This window comes from Nocardioides houyundeii, from assembly GCF_002865585.1.
GTDB lineage: Bacteria > Actinomycetota > Actinomycetes > Propionibacteriales > Nocardioidaceae > Nocardioides > Nocardioides houyundeii.
Map to the genome: position 1 here is coordinate 373,752 of NZ_CP025581.1, position 22,567 is coordinate 396,318.

Sequence of the window (22,567 nt, forward strand, 5' to 3'; positions counted from 1 at the left end):
GGCGGCGCGTTGGCAGTTGAGGCTAGCCTTCATTAAGTAAGGCTTCCCTAACACTGAGGATCTCCATGCGTCGCACCACGATCACGGCCGCCGCGGCCGGTCTCACGCTGCTGCTCTCCGCCTGCTCCACCGGCTCCACCGACACCGCCGAGGACGAGGCCGCTCCCGTGGAGCCGTCGAGCTCGGTGGACGCGGACGCCTTCCCGGTCACCGTCGAGCACGCTTTCGGCGCGACCGAGATCGAGGCCGAGCCCACGCGCGTGGTCACGATGGGCTGGTCCGACCACGACGTCGTGCTCTCCCTCGGCGTGGTGCCGGTCGGCGCCACCGAGATCTCCTGGGGCGGCAACGAGCAGGGTTCGACCCCGTGGTTCGACGACGCCCTCGCCGAGCTGGACGGCGAGCAGCCGGAGCGCCTCTCCGACGCCGACGGTGCCCCCGTCGACGAGATCGCCCAGCTCGAGCCCGACCTGATCCTGGCCACCGGCTCCGGCATCACCGAGGCGGAGTACAAGAAGCTGTCCAAGGTCGCCGACGTCGTGGCCTACCCGGACGCCCCCTGGGCCACCAGCTGGCAGGACTCCCTGGAGATGGTCGGCAGCGCCCTGGGTCGCACCGCCCTCGCCGACGAGGTCCGCGCCGACACCGAGGCCTCGATCGCCGAGGCCGCCGAGGCCCACCCCGAGGTGGTCGGCAAGTCGTTCGTCTTCGCCTCGCTGACCACCACCGACATGTCGAAGATCGACTACTACACCCCCGAGGACAACCGGCCCCGGCTGCTCACCGACCTCGGCATGGTCAACGCGCCGGTGATCGAGAAGATCAGCGAGAAGGGCGCCTTCTACGGCACCCTGTCCGCCGAGCGCGCCGCCGACCTGGAGTCCGACGTCTTCATCACCTACGCCGAGTCGGACAAGGACCTGGCCGCCTTCACCAAGGACCCGCTGCTCGGCCAGATCCCCGGCCTCAAGTCCGGCCACGTGCTGGCCTCGACCGACCAGACCGACGCGCTGGGTCTCTCCGCCCCCTCGCCCCTCTCCATCCCGTACGCCATGGAGAAGTTCGTGCCGCTCGTCGCCGAGGCCGTCCAGGGCTCGTGACGACCACGCTCGCCGTCGTCGCCGAGCCGGACCGGGGCACCACGCCCGATCCGGCTCGGCGGCACTGGCGCGCGCTGGTGCTCGTCCTGCTGCTCGCCGCGGCGGTGGTGACCGCCTCCCTGCTGGTCGGCTCCCGCACCATCAGCCCGGCCGTCCTCTTCGACAGCTCCCACCCGCAGCACCCCATCGCGCTCGCGCGCTTCCCGCGCACCGCCCTGGCGCTGGCCGTCGGTGCCGCGCTCGCCCTGTCCGGCGCCTGCATGCAGGGACTGACCCGCAACCCCCTGGCCGACCCGGGGATCCTCGGCGTCACCGCCGGCGCCTCGTTCGCCATGGTGGTGGCCATCTCGTTCGTGGGCATCTCCACGCTCACCGGACGCCTCTTCTTCGCGCTGCTGGGGGCCGCGCTGGCCGCCGTGCTGGTGCACGCGCTGGCCGGGCTGGGTCGCGACGGCGCCACCCCGGTCAAGCTGGCCATCGCCGGTGCCGCCCTGACCGCCGCCCTCACCAGCTGGACCTCGGGCATCCTGCTCTCGGACCGTCGCACCATGGAGGTCTTCCGCTTCTGGCAGGTCGGCACCGTCGGCGGCCGCGGCTGGGACGTGCTGGCCGCCGGCGCCCCGTTCCTGGTCCTCGGCGTGCTGCTGGCGGCGTACGGCGCCCGGGTGCTGGACCTGCTCGCGCTGGGTGACGACCTGGCGCGCGGCCTGGGCCGCCGGGTCTGGCTGGACCGCGCGGTGGTCGGCCTGGCCATCGTGCTGCTCGCCGGCGCCGCCACCGCGCTGGCCGGACCCATCGCCTTCGTCGGTCTCGTGGTCCCGCACGCCGTGCGCGCCCTGGTCGGGGCGCACCACACCCGGCTGCTGCCCTGGTCGGCCGTGGGCGGCGCGCTGCTGGTCACCGCCGCGGACACCCTGGGCCGGGTGGTCCTGCCGCCCACCGAGGTGCAGGTCGGGATCATGACCGCCGTGGTGGGGCTGCCCTTCTTCTTCCACCTGATCCGCCGCGGCCGGGTGAGTGGCCTGTGACCGCCATGCTGGCGCGCCCGGGGGCCGAGACGGCCCGCCCGACCGGGGACCCCGCGCTGGTACGACGGGTGCGGCGCGGCACCCGCCGCCGTACCCGGCTGGTGGTGGGCGGGCTCGCGGTCGCCCTGCTGCTGGCCCTCGCCGCCCGGGTGCTGCTCGGCGACTACACCGTGACCATCCCCGACTTCCTGCGCATCCTGGGCGGGCAGGAGATCCCCGGCGCGAGCTTCATCGTGATGGAGTCCAAGCTGCCCCGGGCGCTGCTCGGGGCGATGGTGGGCGCCGCGTTCGGACTCGGCGGCGCCATCTTCCAGGCGACCCTGCGCAACCCGCTGGCCAGCCCGGACATCCTCGGCATCAGCGTCGGCGCCAGCGCGGCGGCCCTGGTCGCGATCATCGAGCTGGACCTGGCGGGCCTCGCGGTCTCGGGCTTCGCCGTGGTGGGCGCCATCGGCGTCGCGCTGGTGATCCGCCTGGTCGCCGGGGACATCGGCGGCAACCGGCTGGTGCTCATCGGCGTCGGCCTGGCCGCCGCGCTCCTGTCCGTCATCCACTACCTGTTCACCCGCGCCGACGTGTACGACGCCCACGTCGCCCTGCGCTGGCTCACCGGCAGCGTCAGCTCCGCGGACTGGCCCACCATCCGGTTGCTCGCCGCGGCCCTCGTGGTCGTCGTACCGGTGGTGGCGTGGCTGGCGCGCAGCCTGCCCGTCACCGAGCTGGGGCCGGACACCGCGACCGCGCTGGGGGTGGACCGCTGGCGCTCCGAGGCGCTGCTGCTGGGTGCCGTGGTGCTGGTCGCCCTCGCCGTGGCCGCCTCGGGACCGGTCGCGTTCGTGGCCTTCCTGGCCGGACCCATCGCCCGGGTGCTCAACGCCGGGCGCACCTGCCTGACCGGCGCCGCCCTGGTGGGCGCGGTGCTGGTGGTCGGCGGCGACTACGTGGCGGACTACCTGATCGCCGACGTGAACTTCCCCGTCGGCGTCGTCACCGGCGCCTGCGGCGCCCCGTTCCTGCTCTGGCTGATCGCCAGCGGCCGCACCGGAAGGAGAGGCGCATGAGCGCCACCCCCCTGACCGCCCCCCTGACCACCGCCCCGACCCGTCTGGCCACCCGCGAGGTCTCGCTGGGGTACGGCGACCGCGTGGTCGTGGACTCGCTGACCGTGCAGATCCCGGACCACGCCGTCACGGTCATCGTGGGCGCCAACGGCTGCGGCAAGTCGACGCTGCTGCGGGGAATGGCCCGGCTGCTGCGGCCCTCGGCCGGCACGGTGCTGCTGGACGGCGAGGCGATCCACCGCCGCTCCACCAAGGACGTGGCCCGCAGCCTGGGCCTGTTGCCGCAGAACCCGGTCGCTCCCGAGGGCGTCACCGTCGTCGACCTGGTCTCGCGAGGGCGCAACCCGCACCGCGGTGCCCTGCGCCGCTGGTCGGCAGCCGACGACGCGGCGGTCGCCGAGGCGCTGGCCCTGACCAGCACCGAGTCGGTGGCCGACCGGCTGGTCGACGAGCTCTCCGGTGGTCAGCGCCAGCGGGTGTGGATCGCGATGGCGCTGGCGCAGGGGACCGACCTGCTGCTCCTCGACGAGCCCACGACCTACCTCGACGTGGCGCACCAGGTCGAGATGCTCGACCTGCTCGCCGACCTCAACCAGTCCCGCGGCACCACCATCGTGATGGTCCTGCACGACCTCAACCTGGCCGCCCGCTACGCCCAGCACCTGCTCGCCATGCACGAAGGACACGTCGTCGCCGAGGGCAGCCCGGCCACGGTCGTGACCGAGACGGTCGTCCACGACGTCTTCGGGCTCCGCTGCCGGGTCATCGACGACCCGGTCTCCCACACCCCCTTGGTGGTCCCCCTGGGCCGCCACCACCACTGAACGGACCGCCATGACCGTGACGAGCCCCCAGGCCCTGCCGCTGATCCTCGACGTCGTCGAGGTCGTCGACGTGCACCGCCTCTCCCCGTCGTTCGTGCGCGTCGAGCTGGGGGGCGCCTGCCTGGCCGAGTTCGGCACCGGCGGCCCCCTGCGCGACCAGCGCTTCAAGCTGGTCTTCCCAGGGGACTCCGGCGAGCTCCCGGACTTCTCCGGTGCGACCCAGTCCTGGTTCGCCTCGTGGCTGGACATCCCCGCCGAGAAGCGCGGCCACATGCGCACCTACACGGTACGGGAGGTCCGCGGCAGCGGCCCGGAGACCCGGATCGTGGTCGACATCGTGCTCCACCTCGGTGCCGGCGAGCACGGTCCCGGGGCCGACTGGGCCGCCCGGGCCAAGCCCGGTGACCGCCTGGTGACCCTCGCGCCGCGTGCTGGTCAGGCGTTCGGCGGTGTGGAGTTCGTGCCGGGCGAGGCCACCGAGCTCCTGCTGGTCGGCGACGAGACCGCCGTCCCCGCCATCGCGGGCATCCTGCGCGACCTGCCCGCGGGGATCCGCGGGGCGGCGTTCCTGGAGGTGCCCGTGGCGGCTGACTTCCTCGAGGACGTCATCGCCCCCAGCGGCATCGAGCTGGTGTGGATCGCGCGGGACCAGGCGCCGCACGGCGAGCAGCTGCACGCCGCCGTGCTGGCCCACTTGGGGACCGAGGGGCAGTCCGCCGCCTTCCTGGCCGCCGAGCCCGACGAGATCGACCCGGACTTGTGGGAGACGCCGACCTACTCCTCCTCCGGGGAGACGATCGAGGAGATCGCCGGCGCGGGGGAGGCACCGGTCCTGCCGCACGCCGGCCTCTACGCCTGGATCGCCGGCGAGTCCGGCATGGTCACCGGGCTGCGCCGGGCGCTGGTCCGGGGGCTGGAGATCGACCGCCGCCAGGTGGCGTTCATGGGCTACTGGCGTCGCGGCGTCTCCATGCGCTCCTGAGGCCCTGAGGTCCTGAGGCCCTGGGTCGGTCGCGGCTCAGGCGCAGCTGACGCAGGTCCGCGCGGTGGGGCGCGCCTCCAGCCGGGCGTCCGGCACCCGGGCGCCGCACACCTCGCAGACGCCGTACGTGCCGGCGGCCAGGCGCTCCTCGGCCGCCTCGATCTCCTTCAGCTGGCGTCGCGCCTGCCCGACCAGCGCGTCCACCTGGGAGCGCTCGAAGGCGATGGTGGCGCCTTCCGGGTCGTGCTCGTCGTCGGCGTTGGTGTCGAGCGAGGCCGCGACGATGGAGTCGAAGTCGCCGGTCAGGTCGGCCAGTCGGCGTAGCGTCCGGTCGCGCTCGGCCTCGAGGAGCGCAGTCGCCTGGGTCGGGGTCATGGTGCCTAGTGTCGCTCGACCCGGAACCTCAGCTGTCGATCCGGTCGGCGAACCGGCGCAGCTGGCCGGCGAGCTGCGCGCGGCGTCGTACGGCGGGGGGCCGGGGGCGCTGCTCGGTGCGGGCGCGCGTCTTGTTGCGAGCGACCAGCTCGAGGTCGGTGGGTGAGTCGAACAGCTCGAACCACATGGTGTCCTCCAAGGGTGGCTGATGTGCGGTCGGAAAACTGGGGGCGCTCGATCAGAGCTGGGTGAGCACGACGTCGCCGGAGACGGTCTTGGCGCGGACCTCGACGTGGTCCTGGCCGTCGGCCGGTTCGCCCGTCGGCGGCAGGTCGGAGCGGATGGCGCCGGAGAGGGTGGTGATGTCGGTCCACACCGGGGTGCCGCCGGGGATGCCGAGGCGGACGTCGCCGGAGGCGCCGCGCACGCCGACCCGCCCTCGCTGCACCTTCGTCAGGCGTACGTCGCCGCTCCCGGTGGCCATGCTCAGGTCGGCAGCCGCGTGGGTGACGGTGAGGTCGCCGGAGCCGGTCTTGACGACCAGCTCCGCCTCGACGGTCTGGACCGTGACGTCCCCGGATCCGGTCGAGAGGGTGGCCGGGGCGGTGACCAGGCCGAGGACGATGTCGCCGGAGCCGCTCTTGGCCTGGAGCTCGCCCGCGACCACGTCGATCCTGATCTGGCCGGAGCCTGTCTCCAGCAGGGCCTGTCCGGCGAGCCTGGCCACCTCCACCTCCCCGGAGCCGCTCTTCACGGCGAGGGTGGCGAGCGAGCCGGTGACCTTCGTCCGGGCGCTGCCGGTGCGCAGCACCGCGTCGCTCCCGGTAGGCAGCACCACGGTGACGTGGAGCGACTGCTCGCCGGCGGATTCGAAGCCGAAGCGCGGGGGTGGGGCGAGCACCGAGATCTGGTCGCCGTGCTGGGTCACCTCCACCAGGTCGGAGTGGGGACCCTCGACGTCGACCCTGGTCTCGCCCTGGGCGCGAGCCTCGTCGGCGGCGTCGATCGTGAGGGTGCCGCGGCCGACCTCGGCGCGGAGCTGGATGGGGTCGGGGGTGTGGAAGCGGTGGTTCATGGCGTCTCCAGGGTGTGCTCGTCCGCGGCGTCGGCGTGGCCGGCTCCGGAGGGGTGGGTGCTGTCGGTTGGGGCTGAGTGGCCCCGGAGTGCAGTTGGTCAGATCCAGCCGGTCATGTGCTTGGTGCCGCGGCCGGAACGGCCCGGGCGACCGAACGGGTCGGTACCCCCGAGGAACGGGATGCTCGACAGGTCGAGGTCGATGTTGACGGCGTTGTCGTTGGTCGCGTGGCGGACCAGGTTGACCAGCCAGGTGTTGAGGCTGTGCCCGGACTGTGCCGCCTGCTCCTCCGCCTTCGCCTTGACCGACTCCGGCAGTCGGAGGGTGACCCGGGCCAGGCCCCCGTCGGGGTCCTCGGGGGCGGGCTGCAGTGGGGGAGGAGTGGGGGGCGCCACGACTCCCGCCGGCGGCGCCTGCTCGACGACGAAGTCCAGCTCGCGCCCGTTGAGCCTGACGTCGACGCTGCCGTTGGGCATCTCGGTGGTGATCTCGGCGGCAGCCTGGCTGATCGCCTCCATCAGCGCCAGCCGGGCGGCAGGGTCGAGGGCGTAGGCGAGCCGCTCTGCGGCGGCCTGGAGCTCCTCGCCGCCCGCCTGTGCCGCGGCCGTCAGGTCCCGGCGCAGGTGGTCGACGTACGGCGTGATGTCCATGCGCACCACTATGACGTCATAGTGACGTCATAGTCAATAGAAATGGCGTCGTCGTGATGTCAGTGCGTGCGCCCTGGCCGACATCCCGTCCAAGACGCAGAACAGCCGCAACTGCGCAGGTGCGCGGTTGCGGCTGTTCGGTGAAGCGGGGATCAGAGGTCGAAGAGCGAACCCGATCCGTGGATGTCGACATCGGTCTTCGGCTGGTGCGCCTCTCCGTTGGATGCGGGGGGCGTGCTCGCGGCGGGAGCTGCGGGCTCCTCCTCGGCGGGCTCCTCGGCAGGAGACTCGGTGGTCTCCTCCGTCGGTGCTGCCTCGGACCCTGCCTCAGCGGAAGCCTCGTCGGCTTCCACTGCGTCCGAGTCCACTGCGTCCGAGTCCACTGCATCCGAGTCCACGGCGTCCGAGTCCGCAGCGGCCTGGGTCGCAGCAGCGCTCAACGCAGCCCCGTCGGGCGCGGCCGGGGCCACGCGGTCCTCGGCGGGGGACTCGGTCGAGGTTGATGCCTCGGCGACCGGCTCGGTTGCCGCCTCGGCAGGCGCCTCGGCAGGCGCCTCGGTGGCTGCCGAAGCAGTTGCCGGGGCAGTTGCCGGGGCAGTTGCCGGGGCAGGCTCCGGAGCGACGATGTCGAACAGCGAGCCGCCGTCCGGGATCGACTGGGCAGGTGCCGCAGCCGGGGCAGCAGCAGCCGGCGGGGCCGGCGTCTCTGCCTGCGGCTCAGCTGCCTGCGGCTCGGACGCCGTCTCCGCCGCGGCAGACTCGGGCGCGACCTCGACCTCGACCTCAGGCTCGGTCTCCGGCTCTGTCTCGGCGGCCTCCGGGGCAGCCTCGACCTTCGGCTCGGCGACGGGTGCGGGCTCCGGGGCGGCGATGTCGAACAGCGAGCCGCTGCCGATCTCGCTGGCCGGCGCGGCCGGGGCGGACTCAGCCGGAGCGGAGTCAGTTGGAGCGGAGTCAGCCGCAGCCGGCTCTGCCTTGGCCGTCTCCTCCGGCTCCGGTTCGGCCGCCGGAGCAGCCGGCTCGGCGGGAGCGCTCAGGTCGAACAGCGATCCACCCGAGCCCAGGTCCGCAGCAGGCTCCGCCTTGGGGGCCTCCGCCTTGACCTCTGCCTTGACCTCTGCCTTGGGGGCCTCGGCCTTCGCCTCGGGGGCGGGGGTGTCGAAGAGCGACCCGCCGGTCTCCTGCTTGGCCGCGGGAGCCGGGGCCTCGGGGGCCGGGGTGTCGAAGAGCGACCCACCGGTCTCCTGCTTGGCGGGAGCGGCTGCCTCGGGAGCGGGGGTGTCGAAGAGCGACCCGCCGGTCTCCTGCTTGGCCGCGGGAGCCGGAGCCTCGGCAGCGGGAGTGTCGAAGAGCGACGACCCGCCGCTGGCCTTGGCGTTCGGACCCACGTCGGCGGTCTCGGTGACGGTGTCCTCGGTCTGGGTGACGTCCCCGACCTCGGGCTCGTCCTTGACCTCCTCGTCGCCGGCGGCGACCGTGGCCGCGGTGGCGCCGGCGGCGGCTGCCTTCTTGGCGGATCCGGGGGCCGCCTTGGTGGCAGACTCGCCCTTGACCGAGGCGAGCAGCATCTGCGCGACGTCGAGGACCTCGACCTCCTCGCGGGCGTTGCCCTTGGCCTGCTCGGAGGTGAGCCCGTCGGCCAGCATCACCCGGCAGAAGGGGCAGCCCACGGCGATCTGGTCGGCGCCGGTGCCCACGGCCTCCTGGGTGCGGTTGACGTTGATCCGCTCCCCGATGTTCTCCTCCATCCACATGCGGGCACCGCCGGCGCCACAGCAGAAGGACCGCTCGGAGTTGCGCTCCATCTCGACGACCTCGGCGCCGGGCAGGATCTGCAGCAGCTCGCGCGGGGGCGTGTAGACCTCGTTGTGCCGACCCAGGTAGCAGGGGTCGTGGTAGGTGATCGAGCGCTTCGCGGCGCCGGCCCCCTCCTTCACCGGGGTCAGCTTGCCCTCGCGGACGAGCCGGTTGAGCAGCTGCGTGTGGTGCACGACCTCGAGCTCGATGCCGAAGTCCTTGTACTCGTTCTTGAGGGTGTTGAAGCAGTGGGCGCAGGTCGAGACGACCTTCTTGACCTTGTACTCCTTGAAGGTCTCCACGTTCTGCATGGCCAGGCCCTGGAAGACGAACTCGTTGCCGGCGCGGCGGGCCGGGTCACCGGAGCAGGTCTCGCCGTTGCCGAGCACGCCGAAGCTGATGCCGGCGATGTCGAGCAGCTCGGCGACCGCGCGGGTGGTCTTCTTGGCGCGGTCCTCGTAGGCGCCGGCGCAGCCGACCCAGAACAGCCAGTCCACCTCGTCGAGCGACTCGATGGTCTCGCCGACGACGGGCACCTCGAAGGGCAGGTCCTTGGCCCAGTCCATGCGCGCGTTCGGCGACATGTTCCAGGGGTTGCCCTTGTTCTCCAGGCCCTTGAAGAGCTGGTTGAGCTCGGCGGGGAAGTTGGCCTCCACCAGCACCTGGTAGCGGCGCATGTCCATGATGTGGTCGACGTGCTCGATGTCGACGGGGCACTGCTGGACGCAGGCGCCGCACGAGGTGCAGTTCCACAGCACCTCCGGGTCGATGACCGCGGAGCCGTCCTCGGGCATGTAGAACCAGCCCTCGCCGGTGTCGCCGACCATCGGGCGGTTGACCTCGCGGGCGAGGTCCTCGTCGTTCTCCAGCAGGGCGGTGGCGGCCTCGCTGCCCTCGCCTCCGGCCTGGACGTACGGCGCCTTCGCGTAGGCGTGGTCGCGCATCGCGGTGATGAAGAGCTTGGGGGAGAGGGGCTTCTCGGTGTTCCACGCGGGGCACTGCGACTGGCAGCGGCCGCACTCGGTGCAGGTGGTGAAGTCGAGGATGCCCTTCCAGGAGAAGTCCTCGATCTTGCCCACGCCGAGCACCGAGTCCTCGTCGAGGTCGTCGATGTCGTCGAGGGTGATGGCCTTGCCCTCGGAGGTGAGCGGCTTCATCGCGCCCAGCGCCGTACGGCCGGAGGCCTCACGCTTGAAGAAGATGTTGAAGAACGCGGTGAAGCGGTGCCAGGCGACACCCATCGTGAGGTTCAGCGAGATCGTGATCATCCAGGTGAAGGAGATGACGATCTTGAGCATCGCGACGAGGTAGATGAGGTTCTCGACGGTGCCCACGGACAGGCCGCTGAACAGCTCGCCCAGCCAGAACGTGAAGGGGAAGTGCAGGGCGCTGGCGTTGTCGGCGTACTTGTGGCCGTCCAGGTCCAGCAGCGCGTACTCGAGGCCGCGCAGCACCAGGATGCACAGGCCGACACCCAGGATGACGCTCTCGACGAAGTAGGCCTGCCACATGGTGGAGCCGAAGAAGCGGCCCTTGGCGCCGCGGGTGCGCTCCTTGGGGCGGGTGGCGCGGTAGATGATGAAGGCCACGATCGCCACCACCATGACCACGGTGAACAGCTCCGAGATCCACTCCCAGAGGAAGAAGTGGCCGATGAGCGGCAGCGCGAAGTGGGGGTCGAAGAGCTGGCCGAACGCGGTGAGCAGGGTGAAGAAGAGCAGCCCGAAGCCGACGAAGACGAACCAGTGGCCCGCACCCATCCAGGTCCACTGGAGCATGCGCGTGTGCCCCAGCGTCTCCTTGGCCAGGGTCAGACCGCGACCCACCGGGTTGTCGGTCCGTCCGAGCGTCGGCTGGCCCATCCGGACGACCGCGAGGATGCCGCGGATGGCCCGGACGAACAAGGCGATGCCCACCGCCGCGATGGCGAGGGAGACGATGATCGCGATGGTCTGCATGAGACTTTGCTCCTCGTGGCTGTGAAGGACGTCGCCGTGCTGTACGACGTGACGTCAGGGGGGAGCCTATGCGAGGGGTATGACGTCATCTGCTCCATCCCGTACGTAGCAGCGTACCCGGCGGTAACTTGCAGGGCGGCGGGCCAGCCGTCCACGTACTGAGAAGCAGGTTAGGCATGCCTAATTAGTGACTGCTACCGTCGCTGCGTGGCCAAGACCAAGGACCAGGCCCGCAAGCTCCCCAAGCGGGAGTGCTGCGAGTCCAAGACGAAGTGCGGCAGGTGCCCCCTGCGGATGCTGAAGGAAGGCACCCTGCCCGAGGGGTATACGGTCAAGAAGCGCAAGCTCGTCCGGGTCGACGGCAAGAAGGTCACCAAGAAGCGGCTCTCCGAGGTCGCCTGAGTCGCGGCTGCGTCCCCTGCCAGCCGACGTACCAGGAGCCCTTCGATGCCCGCCGCACGCTTCGCCGATCAGCTCAACGTCCAGATCGGGAACGAGCTCGCCGCGCACAACCAGTACCTGGCGTGCGCCGTCTACTACGACGCCCAGACGATGCCGCGGATGGCCGCCTTCTTCTACGCCCAGGCGCTCGAGGAGCGCGAGCACGCGCTGATGATGGTGCAGTACCTGCTCGACACCGACGCCGAGGTGACGGTCCCCGGTGTCGGGGCCCCGGTCTCGGCGTTCGACGACGTGATCGCGCCGGTCGCGCTGGCCCTGGCCCAGGAGAAGCGCGTCACCGAGCAGATCAACGGCCTGCTGCGGATCGCCCGCGAGGAGTTCGACTTCGCCTCCGAGCAGTTCATGCAGTGGTTCATCAAGGAGCAGGTCGAGGAGGTCGCCACCATGACCGACCTGCTGGCCGTGGTCAGCCGCAACGTCGACGACATCGAGGACATCGAGGAGTACGTCGCGCGCGAGCAGGCCGCGGGCGGCGCCGACCCGACCGCGCCCCGGGTCGCCGGCGCCTGACTCAGCCCGTGCGGTCGATCCGCACGAAGACGTCGTCGAGGCGGCCGTGGAACTGGTCGTTGTCGATGCTGGTCACGTCCTTGCCCCCGAGCCGCACCGGCGCCGCGCTGCTCAGGTTGCCCGTCGGGGCGGCGCTGCTGGCGACCACGCTCCCGTCGACCACCAGCACCATCCCTGACGGCGTACGGCGGCAGGTCAGCCGGTGCCACGCGCGATCGGCGATGCTCGCGGTGGAGCCGAGGAGCACCCGGCCGGACGACCCGGAGACCACGCAGCTGGGCACTCCCTGGTCGACCTGCAGCTTGTACTGGCCGCCGGGCTCGTCGTGGTAGCCCTTCTGCATCACGTTCATGGAGTGCAGCGCCTGCCGGGGCCCGATCCGCACGGAGGCGCCGAAGGCGAAGGTGTCGCTGCGCGGGTCCAGCGAGCTGCGGTCGCCCACCTCCAGGACGGCCCGGCCGCAGCCCACGCACGGGAACTCCACACCCCGGCCCCGGGCCCCCGGTCGGCGCCGGAGCTGCCCCACGCCGTCGGTGACCACCTGGGCGCTCGCCCGGGCCGGGCTCCCGGTCACCGAGGTGCCCGGGGTCAGCGTCCGGACCCGGTCGAAGTCCAGACGCAGCCGGGTCTGGCCGGCGGGCGCCGCCCCGGCGGGCAGGGCGGTGAGCGCCAGCAACGCCGCCGTGACGACCTGGACGCCCACCCGTGACCTCATGGCGCACACCCTAGGGTCCGTGGGCCCTAGGGTCGTCGGCATGGCGATCATCCACGAGGCGAACCTGACCCCGGCCAAGCCCGAGCTGCTCGAGACCTGGCTGGACCGGCAGCCGTGGGGCGGCTCCGGACCGGTGGACCTGGTGGGCGGCTACCGCTTCGACGACCCGGCCGGAGAGGTCGGCGTCGAGGGGCTCGTCGTACGCCGGGGCGAGCGCACGCTGCACGTCCCGCTCACCTACCGCGGGGCGCCCCTGGCCGGCGCCGAGGAGCACCTGGTCTGCACCATGCAGCACTCCGCCCTGGGGCAGCGCTGGGTCTACGAGGCCGGCCACGACCCGGTGGGCGTGGACTGCTTCGTGCGGGCGCTGCGCGGCGAGCAGCAGCAGGCCGTCGTCGAGGTGTGGCACGGGGAGACCTTCGCCGGGACCCGTGAGCCGGCCGTGCGGGTGGTGCGCGAGGGTCCGGTGCCGGTCGAGGGCGGCAGCCTCGTGCTGGTCGGCGACCTGGACCCGGCAGCCCAGGGGGAGGCCCCTCAGGGCGAGGTGCGCCTGGTGGCCTCCTGGGACGGCGGCACCGCGGTGGTGGCCGCCCTGGCGGTGCCGACGCCCTGAAGGCCGGTCAGCGCGGTCCGGTCAGGCGGCCGGGCGGGAGGCCTGCATGATGCGCGCCCCGGGCTCGGTGGCCAGCGTGATCTTGGTGACCAGCTCGATGTTGCTGGTGTAGAACTCGATGGTGTCGCGGCCGCCGGGGCGGACGGTGGTCCGGATGGGCTCCGTGATCTGGACGCCGGAGCCGGCGCGCAGCGCGGCGGTCACGAAGACCCCGCGGCCGCTGGGAGTGTGGATGATGACGTCGTGCACCGAGTTCATGGGCGAACGGTGTCACGAGGCCCCATCGGCCCTGGTCGCCGGGGCCGTACCTGCGGGTAGCTCCAGGGCTGTCGGGAGCAGGTCCTAGAGTGCGGAGTGTGATCACGCGATGAGCAAGATGGACAACCTGCGCGCCATGCGCGAAGCCCGGTACGCCGAGAGCCAGGCGCGCACCAAGCAGGCCGGTACGACGCCGCGCGCGACCAAGTCGGCGGCGGCGGCTGAGAAGCCTGCTGCGCGCAAGGCGGCGGCGCCGCAGGCCGCCCCCGCAGCCGAGGCGCCGGGGCCCGCCGAAGAGCTGTGCGGTCACCGCAACATGAGCGGCCGCAGCTGCACCCGGGAGAAGGGCCACGCCGCCAAGAGCCACCGGTACTCCTAGAAGCACCACAGGGATGCCGGAGCGATCCGGCATCCCTGCGGTGACTGACTGGCTGACTAGGCTCAGGCGTACTGGATGAGCTTGGTCTCGAGGAACGCGCTCAGACCCTCGACGTTGCCCTCCCGGCCGAGGCCGGACTGCTTGTAGCCGCCGAAGGGCTGCACCACGCACATGCCCCAGGTGTTGATCGAGATCTGACCGGTGCGCACCTGCCGGGCGATCCGCTCGGCGAGCTCGACGTCCGAGGCGTACACGGCGCCCGAGAGGCCGTAGTCGGAGTCGTTGGCGATCTGGATCGCCTCCTCGACGGTGTCGAAGGGGATCACGCAGACCACGGGTCCGAAGATCTCCTCCTGGGCGATGCGCATGTCGTTGCGCACGTCGGCGAAGATCGTCGGCTTGACGTACCAGCCCGCGTCCAGGTCCGAGGGCCGGTCGCCGCCGGTGACCAGGCGGGCGCCCTCCTCGACGCCGATCTGGATGTAGCCCTCGACCCGCTCGCGCTGACGCTCGGCGGCCAGCGGCCCGATGACGGTGTCGCCCTCGCGGGGGTCGCCGACCTTGAGGCCCTCGAAGATGCCCTTGAGCGCCTCGACCACCTCGTCCTGGCGGTGCCGGGGCACCACGATCCGGGTGATGGCCGCGCACACCTGGCCGGAGCTGCCGATGCCGGCGAAGGCCAGCGTCGGCAGGACCTGGTCGAGCGGGATGTCGTCGGCGATGATCCCGGCCGACTTGCCCCCGAGCTCGAGGGTGACCCGAGCGATCCGCTCGCCCGCCAGGCTCATGATGCGGCGACCGGCGGCCGTGCTGCCGGTGAACGAGATCTTGTCTACGTCGGAGTGCTTGACGAGGTACTCACCGACCTCGCGACCTCCCGGCAGCAGGCTGATAACGCCTTCGGGCAGCCCTGCGGCTTCCAGCGCCTCGGCCAGGATCATCGTGCTGACCGGACCCTCGGGGGCCGGCTTCAGCACCACGGTGCAGCCGGCCGCGAGTGCCGGGGCGATCTTGAGCGAGGCCGTGGCGACGGGCCCGTTCCACGGGATGATCACCGCGACCACGCCGATGGGCTCGCGCACCACCTTGCCGTGGCCGTCGGCCCAGGTGCGCTCCTCCTCGAACTCGAACCGCTCGTGCAGCGTGGCGGCGTCGCCCCACATCTTGATCGCGTTGTCGTGGAAGGCCGCGCTGACCGCGGCCGGGGCACCGATCTCGGCGGTGAACGCCTCGATCATCTCGGGGAGTCGGGCCTCCACCTCCTTGCCGACGCGGGTCAGCACCTCGGCGCGCTCGGCGGGCGACATGCGGGGCCACGGGCCCTCGTCGAACGCCTTGCGAGCCGCGGCCACGGCGCGGTCCATGTCTGCCTCGGCGGCCGCGGGGACGGTCGCGATCACCTGCTCGGTGATGGGCGAGACGACCTCGATCTTCGCCTCGGTGCTGGGCTCGACCCAGTGCCCGCCGATGAAGAGCTTGTCGAAGCTCCGGATGTTTGTCTCAGTCATGGACTTCTTCCTCGATCTCTGGTGTCTCGGGCGGCACGACAGTGCCGCCCATGGCCTCGACCAGCCGGATGGGGTCGAAGAACTCGGTGAGCTCGGCGATCTGCCCCTCCGCCACGGTCACCTTGGTGATGTAGGTGTTGCGGTACGACGTCCCCGTGGCGCGCATCGACGCGTCCGAGGTGTACTCCGCGACGTACTCGCCAGGCGTCTCGGTGGCCTGGATCCGGTAGTCGGAGAAGTTGAGCGCCCCGATCATCTGGGGCAGCGCCTCGTAGTAGTCGCCGATCGCCGGCCGCCCCGCCACCTCCTGGGGGATGCCCAGGGGTGCGTAGGGCAGCAGCACCCGGCCGTCCTCGTGGAACAGCGGAGCGACGTCGGCGACCCGGAGCGAGCCGACGGCGTCGAGGTAGGCCTCGATCACCTGCTTGTCGCCCAGGTGGCGATCGCTGGTCGTCATACCTCGAACCCCGCCATCTCCGGCGTCGTGAGCGGGCTGATCACCCGGCTGGCGATCCGCCATCCCTGGGGAGTGCGGACATAGGTGTCCTCGTTGAGCGCGATCGCCTTGAACTTCGCCCCGGTCCGCGTCTCGCCCTCGGAGAAGACGTAGTTGGTGCCGCGGGCATGGTCGGCGTCGTCGAAGGCGACGATGTGGTTGGTGAGGATGTGGAACTGGCGCGCGACCGCCTTCGCGTCGTTCTCGAAGAAGGCCCTGATCTGCTCGTGCCCCTCGTAGCGCTCCAGTCCCACCGCCGTGGCGTCCCACACCGCGTCGGCTGCGAACGCCGACAGGGCGAGCTCGGGCTCGAAGCGGTCCAGCCCCAGCGCGTAGGTGTGGGTCGCCCGCACGATGTCGAGCTCGTCCTGTGTCGTGGTGGTCATCGGTCGGCCGATCAGTCCTCGTAGACGATGACGCCGCGGACGTTCTTGCCCTCGCGCATGTCCTGGAAGGCGGTGTTGATGTCCTCGAGCTTGTACTCCTTGGTGATCAGCTCGTCGAGCTTGTGCTCGCCACGGCGGTAGAGGTCGGCGATCAGCGGGATGTCGTTCTGGGCGTTGGTGGTGCCGTAGAGCGTGCCCTGGATCCGCTTGCCGGACATGGCGAAGGTGTACAGGTCCAGCTGGATGTCGCGCTGGGTGACCGGGGCGGCCGAGGTCACCACGATGGTGCCCCCGCGCTTGGTCATCTCCTGGGCGGGCTGGAGGATCTCCGGGGTCAGCACGCCGACGGTGATGATGACGACGTCGGCTCCCTGGCCGTTGGTCATGCCGGCGACCAGCTCGGCCGCCTCGGCGAAGTCGGCCGCGCTGTGCGTCGCCCCGAGCTGCTTGGCCAGGTCGCGCTTGAACTCCACCGGCTCGACCGCGACGAGGTTCTTCGCCCCCTTCTGGCGGGCGCCCTGCACGGCGTTCATGCCGACGCCGCCGGTTCCGATCACGACCACGGTGTCGCCGAGCTGCATGTCGGCGGCCCGGACCGAGGAGCCCCAGCCGGTGGGCACGCCGCAGCCGATGAGCGCGGCGGACTTGAGCGGGATGTCCTTGTCGATCTTGACCAGTGCGTTGGTCGGCACGGTCACGTAGGGGGCGAAGGTGCCCAGGTAGGACATCGCCCCGATGCCCTTGCCGCGGGCGTGGATGCGGTGGGTGCCGTCGGGGGAGGTGCCGGCCAGGACGCCTGCGCCCAGGTCGCACATGTTGGCCCGGCCGCTCACGCACATGCTGCACTTGCCGCAGCTGGGCAGGAACGAGAGCACCACGTGGTCGCCGACCTCGATGCCGTCCACGCCCTCGCCGACCTCGGTCACCACGCCGGCACCCTCGTGGCCGCCGAGCACCGGGGCCCAGTCGAGCGGGATGTCGCCGGTGTCCAGGTGGTCGTCGCTGTGGCAGATGCCGGACGCGGCCAGCTTGACGGTCGCCTCGCCGCGCTTGGGCGGGTCGAGCTCGATCTCCTCGACGGTCCATCCCGACTTGGTGCCGGGCTCCCACAACAGTGCGCCTTGAATCTTCATCTCTGCTCCTCAAGTCATAGTCAATCGCCCGAATTATCCGATTGATGAATATGATCTTGCACACGTGAGGGCCGGAAAGGCAAGGCGGCGTCGAGAGTGCACAGCGACGACGGCGCCCCACCGGCCGGCGTGGCGGGTGGAGGGGGCGCTAGGGCCGCGAGAGTGCGGAGAGCGCCGAGAGGCCCTGCTCCAGCAGTGCGGTGAGGTCGCGCGCGGGGTCGTCGAGCCACAGCTCGTACGCCGTCATCGCCAGGGCCAGGCCCGCGTGGCCCAGCAGTCGGGGCTCGAGCGCGTCGGGCTCGAGGTCGAGTCGTGCGGCGGCGTACTCGGCGATCACCCGGCGCCACTCGCCGTACCGCAGGGCGGAGTGTGCCTGCAGCGCGGGCGTCTGGAGGATCAGCCGCATCCGCTCCACGTGTGGCGGCGAGGCGTCGGCGGGGAAGCGGTTGAACTCCACGATGCCCCGGCCCACGGCCTGGTAGACGCTCAGGTCCGCGGGCGTCTCGTCCAGGATCTGGCGGAAGCCGGCCAGGGTGCGGTCGAACTGGCCCCAGGGGATGTCGTTCTTGGAGCGGTAGTAGCGGAACAGGGTGCGGCGCCCCACCCCGATGGCGCCGGCGATCGCCTCCAGGGTGGTGGCCTCGAAGCCCCGCTCACGGAAGAGCGCGAAGGCCGCCTGCTCGATGGCGGCGTGGCTGGTCACCTCGGGGCGACCCGCCGACGTTCTCCTGGACACGAGTGCAATGTAGGCCCTTGCATTAGTGCCACGAGTGCACTTATTGTGAGGCCCACGTCACACACCCCTTCGGAAGGACCTGTCATGACCCCCGAGAACGTCACCATCGCAGAGCAGACGGCCCCGCAGTCGGCAGAGCAGCTCACCGCCGAGAGCTTGATCGAAGAGGTCTCCATCGACGGCATGTGCGGCGTGTACTGATGCTCGACGAGGCCTGGACCCTGTCACCGTCGGTGGCGCTGCGCCCCGAGCCCTTCGGTGCGCTGGCCTACCACTTCGGCAACCGCAAGCTCACGTTCCTCAAGCGGCCCGAGCTGGTGGCAGTGGTCCGGGCACTCGGTGAGCAGCCCGACGTCCGCTCGGCGCTGGTCGCCGCCGGCGTCCCCGAGACCCAGCACCTGGCGTACGCCGACGCACTCGCCGGCCTCGCCCGCACCGACATGATCCGCCCCCGCGAAGGAGTGGCCGCGTGACCATCGCGCCCGAACGTCCCATCACCGGCTCGCTTGTCGAGCAGTTCGAGCTCGGCCTCGACGCCCCGATCTGCCTGACGTGGGAGCTCACCTACGCCTGCAACCTGGAGTGCGCGCACTGCCTGTCCAGCAGCGGCCGTCGCGACCCCCGCGAGCTCAGCACCGAGCAGTGCGAGGCCGTCATCGACGAGCTGCAGCGGATGCAGGTCTTCTACGTCAACATCGGCGGCGGCGAGCCCACCATCCGCCCCGACTTCTGGCACCTGCTCGAGTACGCCGTGAACCACCAGGTGGGCGTGAAGTTCTCCACCAACGGCGTCCGCCTCACCCCCGAGCGCGCTGCGTTCCTGACCAGCCCGGCCTGCGCGGGGTACGTCGACGTGCAGATCTCCCTGGACGGCGCGACCGCCGAGGTCAACGACTACGTCCGGGGCCCCGGCTCCTACGACACCGCCCTGACCGCGTTGGCGAACCTCCAGGACGCCGGCTTCACCGACGCCAAGATCTCGGTCGTCTGCACCCGGCAGAACATCGGCCAGCTCGACGAGTTCAAGGCGTTGGCCGACCGGTTCGGCGCCACCCTGCGCCTCACCCGGCTGCGCCCCAGTGGCCGCGGCGCCGACGTCTGGGACGAGCTGCACCCGCTGCCCGAGCAGCAGCGCGAGCTCTACGACTGGCTGATGGCCCACGGCGAGGGGGTGCTGACCGGCGACTCGTTCTTCCACCTTGCCGCGTTCGGCGAGCCGCTGCCCGGCCTCAACCTGTGCGGCGCCGGCCGCGTGGTCTGCCTGATCGACCCGATCGGCGACGTCTACGCCTGCCCGTTCGCGATCCACGACAACTTCCTGGCCGGCAACCTGCTGGCCGAGGGCGGCTTCCAGCGGGTCTGGCAGACCTCGGAGCTCTTCACCGAGCTGCGCTCCCCGCAGACCGGCGGGGCCTGCTCGAAGTGCACCTTCTACGACACCTGCCGGGGCGGCTGCATGGCCGCCAAGTTCTTCACCGGCCTGCCGCTGGACGGGCCCGACCCCGAGTGCGTCCAGGGCTACGGCGAGACCGCCCTGGACCAGCTCGCGCAGTCCGGCGGACGGGTCATCCCGGCCGCCAGCCAGGACCACTCCAAGGCCAACCCGACCCGCAACCAGCCGGTGATGCTCACGCTCAGCCGCCGTCCCGACCAGCTGACCCTGCCCAGCGCGCCGCCCGTGTCGGCCTGCGCCGAGGACCCGCTGGCCGGCTTCATCCCGCTCACCAAGTAGAGGAAACCCGATGTCGAAGCCCCAGTGGCTGCAGAACCCCTGGAAGCCGAACCCCTGGTTCGAGTCCGTCGCCGTCGCCCAGGAGCGCGCCCGCAAGCGGCTGCCCGCCCCCGTGTACGGCGCCCTGGTCGCCGGGTCCGAACGCGGCCAGACGGTCGGCGACAACCAGGCCGCCTTCGCCGAGCTGGGCGTCGCCCCGCACGTCGCCGGCCAGCAGCCGGTGCGCGAGATGGCCACCTCGGTGATGGGGCAGCCGATCTCGCTGCCGGTGCTGATGAGTCCGACCGGCGTCCAGGCGGTGCACCCCGACGGCGAGGTCGCGGTCGCCCGCGCGGCGCACTCGCGCGGCACGGTGGTGGGCCTGTCGAACTTCGCCTCCAAGTCGATCGAGGACGTGGTCGCCACCGGTGCCACCACCTTCTTCCAGATGTACTGGACCGGGGACCGCGACGTGGTGGTGCAGCGGATGCAGCGCGCCCACGCCGCCGGTGCCGTCGGCCTGATCGCCACCCTGGACTGGTCCTTCTCGATGGGTCGCGACTGGGGCAGCCCGGAGATCCCCGAGAAGGTCGACCTGAAGACGATGGTGCGGATGGCGCCCAAGGTCGTCACCAAGCCGCGCTGGCTGTGGGAGTTCGGCCGCACCGGCCAGATCCCCGACCTGACCGCCCCCAACCTGGCGCCGCCCGGCGGCGAGGCGCCCACGTTCTTCGGGGCGTACTACGAGTGGATGACCACCCCGCCGCCGTCCTGGGACGACGTGGCCTGGATGCGCGAGCAGTGGTCGCAGATCAGCGGCGGCAAGCCGTTCATGCTCAAGGGCGTCTGCCGGATCGACGACGCGCTGCGGGCCCGGGACGCCGGCGCCGCCGCCATCTCGGTCTCCAACCACGGCGGCAACAACCTCGACGGCACCCCCGCCGCGATCCGCATGGTGAAGCCGATCGCGGACGCTGTGGGACACGACCTCGAGGTCGTGATGGACGGCGGCATCCGGCGCGGGTCGGACGTCGTCAAGGCGGTCGCCCTGGGTGCTCGCGCGGTGATGATCGGTCGCGCCTACCTGTGGGGCCTCGCGGCCAACGGCGAGACCGGCGTGGGCAACGTGCTCGACGTGCTGCGCTCGGGGATCGACTCGGCCCTGCTCGGGCTGGGGGTCTCCTCGATCGACGAGCTCACCCCCGAGCACCTGCTGGTCCCTGACGGCTTCCACCGCGAGCTCGGCGCGACCAGCCCGGCCGGCGCGCACGTGGCCACCGGCACCCGGGGCTGAGGATGCCCCGGCCCGGGCCGCCCTCGGGACCGGTACCCGGGTCGCTGGCCGAAGCGACGTCCCGGGAGTCGGCCGGCGCCAGCCTGGTGCTGGTGCCGGTCGGCTCGACCGAGCAGCACGGCCCCCACCTGCCGCTGCAGACCGACACCCTGATCGCGACCGCGGTCGCCGAGGCCGCCGCCGAGCGCCTGGGCGGTCCCGGCGCCGGGGTGTGGGTGGCGCCGGCCCTGGCCTACGGCTCCAGCGGCGAGCACCAGTCCTTCCCCGGCACCGCCTCCATCGGCACCGAGGCGCTGCGGTTCCTGGTGGTCGAGCTGGTCCGCTCGCTGCGCACCTGGAGCGAGCGCGTCGTCCTGGTCAACGGGCACGGCGGCAACCTCACCGCGCTGCGCGCCGCGGTCGACCAGCTGGTGGTCGAGGGGCACGACGTGGCCTGGGTGGCGTGCGCGACCGAGGACGTCGACCTGCACGCCGGCCGCACGGAGACCTCGCTGCTGCTGCACCTCGCCCCCGCCCTGGTGCGGCTCGAGCTCGCCGAGGCCGGTGACTGCCGCCCGCTCACCGAGATCCTCCCCGACCTGGTCCGGGGCGGCGTGGCCGCAGTCTCGGCCAACGGGGTGCTCGGCGACCCCGCCGGCGCCTCCGCGGACGAGGGCCGGGCGGTGCTGGCCGCGATGACTTCCGACGTGCTGGCCCGGCTGGCGCCGGTCGCGCCATGAGCCAGCCCCCGGAGACACCCCTGGCCGCACCCGCGGACCGGACCGCGCTCGTCACCGGGGCGGCCCGGGGCATCGGTGCCGCCACGGTGGCGCGGCTGGTGGCCGACGGCTACCGGGTGATGGCGCTGGACTCCTGCGAGGGCCCGCCCCTGGCCACCGCCGAGCAGCTGGACGCCCTCGCGGCCCGACACGGCGACCGGGTGCGCTGCCGGGTGGTCGACGTCCGGGACCGCCCGGCCCTGGAGCGGGCCGTCGCCGAGACGGTCCGGGTCTGGGGACGGCTCGACGTCGCGGTCGCGGCGGCCGGCATCATCCTCGGCGGCCGGCCGCTGTGGGAGACCCCCGACGCGGTGCTCGACGACCTGTGGGACGTGGTGGCCAAGGGCGTGTGGAACACCGCCGCAGCCTGCGTCCCCGCCATGCTCGCCGGCCCGGAGCCCGGGACCTGCCGTTTCGTGGCCGTCGCCTCGGCCGCCGGCAGCCACGGCCTGTTCCACCTGGCCGGCTACAACGCCGCCAAGCACGCGGTGGTCGGCATGGTGAAGGGCCTGGCCGCCGACCTGGTGGGCACCGGCGTCACCGCCAGCGCCGTCTCCCCGGGCTCGACCGACACCGACCTGCTGCGCACCACGGCCGCCCTGTACGACGTACCGGTCGACGAGCTGGCGCAGCACCAGCTGATCCGCCGCGCGATCGACCCGGCCGAGATCGCCGCCGCCATCGCCTTCTGCGCCTCCCCGGCCGGCGGCGTGGTCAACGGCACCGTGCTGCACGCCGACGGCGGGTTCGGGGCGTGA

Annotated in this window: 27 protein-coding genes; 15 read left to right on the forward strand and 12 right to left on the reverse strand. The window is 71.9% G+C overall.

Annotated elements, in window-relative coordinates:
* The first annotated feature begins 65 nt into the window (after positions 1-65).
* Genes C0R66_RS01830 through C0R66_RS01850 form a run of 5 tightly spaced genes read left to right on the forward strand, consistent with a single transcriptional unit; the run spans position 66 to position 4,995 of the window.
* A complete protein-coding gene (locus tag C0R66_RS01830; protein WP_101523258.1) occupies positions 66-1,100 on the forward strand; it encodes an iron-siderophore ABC transporter substrate-binding protein in 1,035 nt (344 codons plus the stop codon).
* Positions 1,097-2,128, forward strand: coding sequence for a FecCD family ABC transporter permease (locus C0R66_RS01835; protein WP_241901540.1), 1,032 nt, complete (start codon positions 1,097-1,099; stop codon positions 2,126-2,128). The genes C0R66_RS01830 and C0R66_RS01835 overlap by 4 nt, the downstream gene beginning before the upstream one ends.
* A gap of 5 nt (positions 2,129-2,133) precedes the next feature.
* Positions 2,134-3,189 carry a FecCD family ABC transporter permease gene (locus C0R66_RS01840; RefSeq protein WP_101525978.1) on the forward strand — a complete coding sequence of 352 codons (1,056 nt, stop codon included), beginning with the start codon at positions 2,134-2,136 and terminating at the stop codon, positions 3,187-3,189.
* Entirely contained in the window at positions 3,186-4,013 is an 828-nt protein-coding gene (locus tag C0R66_RS01845) for an ABC transporter ATP-binding protein (RefSeq protein ID WP_101523259.1), read from the forward strand. Before C0R66_RS01840 ends, C0R66_RS01845 begins: the two co-directional genes overlap by 4 nt.
* A gap of 10 nt (positions 4,014-4,023) precedes the next feature.
* Entirely contained in the window at positions 4,024-4,995 is a 972-nt protein-coding gene (locus tag C0R66_RS01850) for a siderophore-interacting protein (RefSeq protein ID WP_101523260.1), read from the forward strand.
* Between the two features lie 36 nt (positions 4,996-5,031).
* Here the strand turns inward: C0R66_RS01850 and C0R66_RS01855 are convergent, their stop codons facing one another.
* From C0R66_RS01855 to C0R66_RS01870, 5 genes are all read right to left on the reverse strand, one after another.
* Complete coding sequence (locus tag C0R66_RS01855) at positions 5,032-5,370, reverse strand: TraR/DksA family transcriptional regulator (RefSeq protein WP_101523261.1); 339 nt, start codon at positions 5,368-5,370, stop codon at positions 5,032-5,034.
* Positions 5,371-5,398: 28 nt separating this feature from the next.
* Positions 5,399-5,557, reverse strand: a complete 159-nt coding sequence (locus C0R66_RS18530) for a hypothetical protein (RefSeq protein ID WP_158647835.1) — start codon at positions 5,555-5,557, stop codon at positions 5,399-5,401.
* Positions 5,558-5,608: 51 nt separating this feature from the next.
* Positions 5,609-6,445, reverse strand: coding sequence for a DUF4097 family beta strand repeat-containing protein (locus tag C0R66_RS01860; RefSeq protein WP_101523262.1), 837 nt, complete (start codon positions 6,443-6,445; stop codon positions 5,609-5,611).
* A 98-nt stretch (positions 6,446-6,543) separates the two neighbouring features.
* Complete coding sequence (locus C0R66_RS01865) at positions 6,544-7,095, reverse strand: toxin-antitoxin system HicB family antitoxin (protein WP_101523263.1); 552 nt, start codon at positions 7,093-7,095, stop codon at positions 6,544-6,546.
* A gap of 152 nt (positions 7,096-7,247) precedes the next feature.
* Positions 7,248-10,850, reverse strand: a complete 3,603-nt coding sequence (locus C0R66_RS01870) for a (Fe-S)-binding protein (protein WP_101523264.1) — start codon at positions 10,848-10,850, stop codon at positions 7,248-7,250.
* A 207-nt stretch (positions 10,851-11,057) separates the two neighbouring features.
* Between C0R66_RS01870 and C0R66_RS01875 the strand changes: the two genes are divergently transcribed.
* Together C0R66_RS01875 and C0R66_RS01880 are read left to right on the forward strand one after the other, a co-directional pair.
* Complete coding sequence (locus C0R66_RS01875) at positions 11,058-11,252, forward strand: hypothetical protein (protein WP_101523265.1); 195 nt, start codon at positions 11,058-11,060, stop codon at positions 11,250-11,252.
* A 45-nt stretch (positions 11,253-11,297) separates the two neighbouring features.
* Complete coding sequence (locus C0R66_RS01880) at positions 11,298-11,822, forward strand: ferritin (protein WP_101523266.1); 525 nt, start codon at positions 11,298-11,300, stop codon at positions 11,820-11,822.
* Position 11,823: 1 nt separating this feature from the next.
* Here the strand turns inward: C0R66_RS01880 and C0R66_RS01885 are convergent, their stop codons facing one another.
* Positions 11,824-12,537: a LamG domain-containing protein gene (locus tag C0R66_RS01885; RefSeq protein WP_158647836.1), complete on the reverse strand. Its 714-nt coding sequence runs from the start codon at positions 12,535-12,537 to the stop codon at positions 11,824-11,826.
* Between the two features lie 40 nt (positions 12,538-12,577).
* Here C0R66_RS01885 and C0R66_RS01890 point away from each other — a divergent pair, with 40 nt between their 5' ends.
* The gene (locus C0R66_RS01890; RefSeq protein ID WP_101523268.1) at positions 12,578-13,150 is read left to right on the forward strand and encodes a CG0192-related protein; all 573 of its coding nucleotides are present in this window, start codon (positions 12,578-12,580) and stop codon (positions 13,148-13,150) included.
* A gap of 21 nt (positions 13,151-13,171) precedes the next feature.
* Here C0R66_RS01890 and C0R66_RS01895 read toward each other — a convergent pair whose 3' ends face one another.
* On the reverse strand, positions 13,172-13,408 hold the full coding sequence (locus C0R66_RS01895) for a hypothetical protein (RefSeq protein ID WP_101523269.1): 237 nt from the start codon (positions 13,406-13,408) through the stop codon (positions 13,172-13,174).
* A 109-nt stretch (positions 13,409-13,517) separates the two neighbouring features.
* Between C0R66_RS01895 and C0R66_RS18860 the strand changes: the two genes are divergently transcribed.
* The gene (locus C0R66_RS18860; protein WP_199286765.1) at positions 13,518-13,787 is read left to right on the forward strand and encodes a hypothetical protein; all 270 of its coding nucleotides are present in this window, start codon (positions 13,518-13,520) and stop codon (positions 13,785-13,787) included.
* A gap of 62 nt (positions 13,788-13,849) precedes the next feature.
* On the opposite strand, the gene C0R66_RS01905 is transcribed toward C0R66_RS18860, so the two are convergent.
* From C0R66_RS01905 to mftR, 5 genes are all read right to left on the reverse strand, one after another.
* The gene (locus tag C0R66_RS01905) at positions 13,850-15,295 is read right to left on the reverse strand and encodes an aldehyde dehydrogenase (RefSeq protein WP_101523270.1); all 1,446 of its coding nucleotides are present in this window, start codon (positions 15,293-15,295) and stop codon (positions 13,850-13,852) included.
* A complete protein-coding gene (locus C0R66_RS01910; protein ID WP_158647837.1) occupies positions 15,288-15,752 on the reverse strand; it encodes a nuclear transport factor 2 family protein in 465 nt (154 codons plus the stop codon). The genes C0R66_RS01905 and C0R66_RS01910 overlap by 8 nt, the downstream gene beginning before the upstream one ends.
* On the reverse strand, positions 15,749-16,177 hold the full coding sequence (locus C0R66_RS01915) for a nuclear transport factor 2 family protein (protein WP_101523272.1): 429 nt from the start codon (positions 16,175-16,177) through the stop codon (positions 15,749-15,751). Before C0R66_RS01915 ends, C0R66_RS01910 begins: the two co-directional genes overlap by 4 nt.
* Positions 16,178-16,188: 11 nt before the next feature.
* Positions 16,189-17,310: an NDMA-dependent alcohol dehydrogenase gene (locus C0R66_RS01920; RefSeq protein ID WP_101523273.1), complete on the reverse strand. Its 1,122-nt coding sequence runs from the start codon at positions 17,308-17,310 to the stop codon at positions 16,189-16,191.
* Positions 17,311-17,458: 148 nt separating this feature from the next.
* Entirely contained in the window at positions 17,459-18,046 is a 588-nt protein-coding gene (mftR, locus tag C0R66_RS01925) for a mycofactocin system transcriptional regulator (protein WP_101523274.1), read from the reverse strand.
* A gap of 84 nt (positions 18,047-18,130) precedes the next feature.
* On the opposite strand from mftR, the gene mftA reads away from it, so the two are divergent.
* The 6 genes from mftA to C0R66_RS01955 are packed head-to-tail and all read left to right on the forward strand — an operon-like array spanning position 18,131 to position 22,567.
* Complete coding sequence (mftA, locus tag C0R66_RS01930; protein WP_101523275.1) at positions 18,131-18,247, forward strand: mycofactocin precursor MftA; 117 nt, start codon at positions 18,131-18,133, stop codon at positions 18,245-18,247.
* Entirely contained in the window at positions 18,247-18,519 is a 273-nt protein-coding gene (gene mftB, locus C0R66_RS01935; RefSeq protein WP_199286766.1) for a mycofactocin biosynthesis chaperone MftB, read from the forward strand. The genes mftA and mftB overlap by 1 nt, the downstream gene beginning before the upstream one ends.
* Positions 18,516-19,778 carry a mycofactocin radical SAM maturase gene (gene mftC, locus C0R66_RS01940; RefSeq protein ID WP_101523277.1) on the forward strand — a complete coding sequence of 421 codons (1,263 nt, stop codon included), beginning with the start codon at positions 18,516-18,518 and terminating at the stop codon, positions 19,776-19,778. Before mftB ends, mftC begins: the two co-directional genes overlap by 4 nt.
* A gap of 10 nt (positions 19,779-19,788) precedes the next feature.
* A complete protein-coding gene (gene mftD, locus C0R66_RS01945; protein ID WP_101523278.1) occupies positions 19,789-21,051 on the forward strand; it encodes a pre-mycofactocin synthase MftD in 1,263 nt (420 codons plus the stop codon).
* Between the two features lie 2 nt (positions 21,052-21,053).
* The gene (gene mftE / locus C0R66_RS01950) at positions 21,054-21,770 is read left to right on the forward strand and encodes a mycofactocin biosynthesis peptidyl-dipeptidase MftE (RefSeq protein WP_101523279.1); all 717 of its coding nucleotides are present in this window, start codon (positions 21,054-21,056) and stop codon (positions 21,768-21,770) included.
* Positions 21,767-22,567: a mycofactocin-coupled SDR family oxidoreductase gene (locus C0R66_RS01955; protein WP_101523280.1), complete on the forward strand. Its 801-nt coding sequence runs from the start codon at positions 21,767-21,769 to the stop codon at positions 22,565-22,567. Before mftE ends, C0R66_RS01955 begins: the two co-directional genes overlap by 4 nt.

Coding starts and splice junctions, on each gene's coding strand:
- C0R66_RS01880 (WP_101523266.1), top strand. CDS start 11,298: ATGCCCGCCGCACGCTTCGCCGATCAGCTCAACGTCCAGATCGGGAAC.
- C0R66_RS01955 (WP_101523280.1), top strand. CDS start 21,767: ATGAGCCAGCCCCCGGAGACACCCCTGGCCGCACCCGCGGACCGGACC.
- C0R66_RS01915 (WP_101523272.1), bottom strand. CDS start 16,177: ATGACCACCACGACACAGGACGAGCTCGACATCGTGCGGGCGACCCAC.
- C0R66_RS01860 (WP_101523262.1), bottom strand. CDS start 6,445: ATGAACCACCGCTTCCACACCCCCGACCCCATCCAGCTCCGCGCCGAG.
- C0R66_RS01885 (WP_158647836.1), bottom strand. CDS start 12,537: ATGAGGTCACGGGTGGGCGTCCAGGTCGTCACGGCGGCGTTGCTGGCG.
- C0R66_RS01920 (WP_101523273.1), bottom strand. CDS start 17,310: ATGAAGATTCAAGGCGCACTGTTGTGGGAGCCCGGCACCAAGTCGGGA.
- C0R66_RS01850 (WP_101523260.1), top strand. CDS start 4,024: ATGACCGTGACGAGCCCCCAGGCCCTGCCGCTGATCCTCGACGTCGTC.
- C0R66_RS01845 (WP_101523259.1), top strand. CDS start 3,186: ATGAGCGCCACCCCCCTGACCGCCCCCCTGACCACCGCCCCGACCCGT.
- C0R66_RS01905 (WP_101523270.1), bottom strand. CDS start 15,295: ATGACTGAGACAAACATCCGGAGCTTCGACAAGCTCTTCATCGGCGGG.
- C0R66_RS01865 (WP_101523263.1), bottom strand. CDS start 7,095: ATGGACATCACGCCGTACGTCGACCACCTGCGCCGGGACCTGACGGCC.
- mftE (WP_101523279.1), top strand. CDS start 21,054: ATGCCCCGGCCCGGGCCGCCCTCGGGACCGGTACCCGGGTCGCTGGCC.
- mftA (WP_101523275.1), top strand. CDS start 18,131: ATGACCCCCGAGAACGTCACCATCGCAGAGCAGACGGCCCCGCAGTCG.
- C0R66_RS01855 (WP_101523261.1), bottom strand. CDS start 5,370: ATGACCCCGACCCAGGCGACTGCGCTCCTCGAGGCCGAGCGCGACCGG.
- C0R66_RS01830 (WP_101523258.1), top strand. CDS start 66: ATGCGTCGCACCACGATCACGGCCGCCGCGGCCGGTCTCACGCTGCTG.
- C0R66_RS18530 (WP_158647835.1), bottom strand. CDS start 5,557: ATGTGGTTCGAGCTGTTCGACTCACCCACCGACCTCGAGCTGGTCGCT.
- C0R66_RS01870 (WP_101523264.1), bottom strand. CDS start 10,850: ATGCAGACCATCGCGATCATCGTCTCCCTCGCCATCGCGGCGGTGGGC.
- C0R66_RS01895 (WP_101523269.1), bottom strand. CDS start 13,408: ATGAACTCGGTGCACGACGTCATCATCCACACTCCCAGCGGCCGCGGG.
- C0R66_RS01910 (WP_158647837.1), bottom strand. CDS start 15,752: ATGACGACCAGCGATCGCCACCTGGGCGACAAGCAGGTGATCGAGGCC.
- C0R66_RS01890 (WP_101523268.1), top strand. CDS start 12,578: ATGGCGATCATCCACGAGGCGAACCTGACCCCGGCCAAGCCCGAGCTG.
- mftD (WP_101523278.1), top strand. CDS start 19,789: ATGTCGAAGCCCCAGTGGCTGCAGAACCCCTGGAAGCCGAACCCCTGG.
- mftB (WP_199286766.1), top strand. CDS start 18,247: ATGCTCGACGAGGCCTGGACCCTGTCACCGTCGGTGGCGCTGCGCCCC.
- C0R66_RS01840 (WP_101525978.1), top strand. CDS start 2,134: ATGCTGGCGCGCCCGGGGGCCGAGACGGCCCGCCCGACCGGGGACCCC.
- C0R66_RS18860 (WP_199286765.1), top strand. CDS start 13,518: ATGAGCAAGATGGACAACCTGCGCGCCATGCGCGAAGCCCGGTACGCC.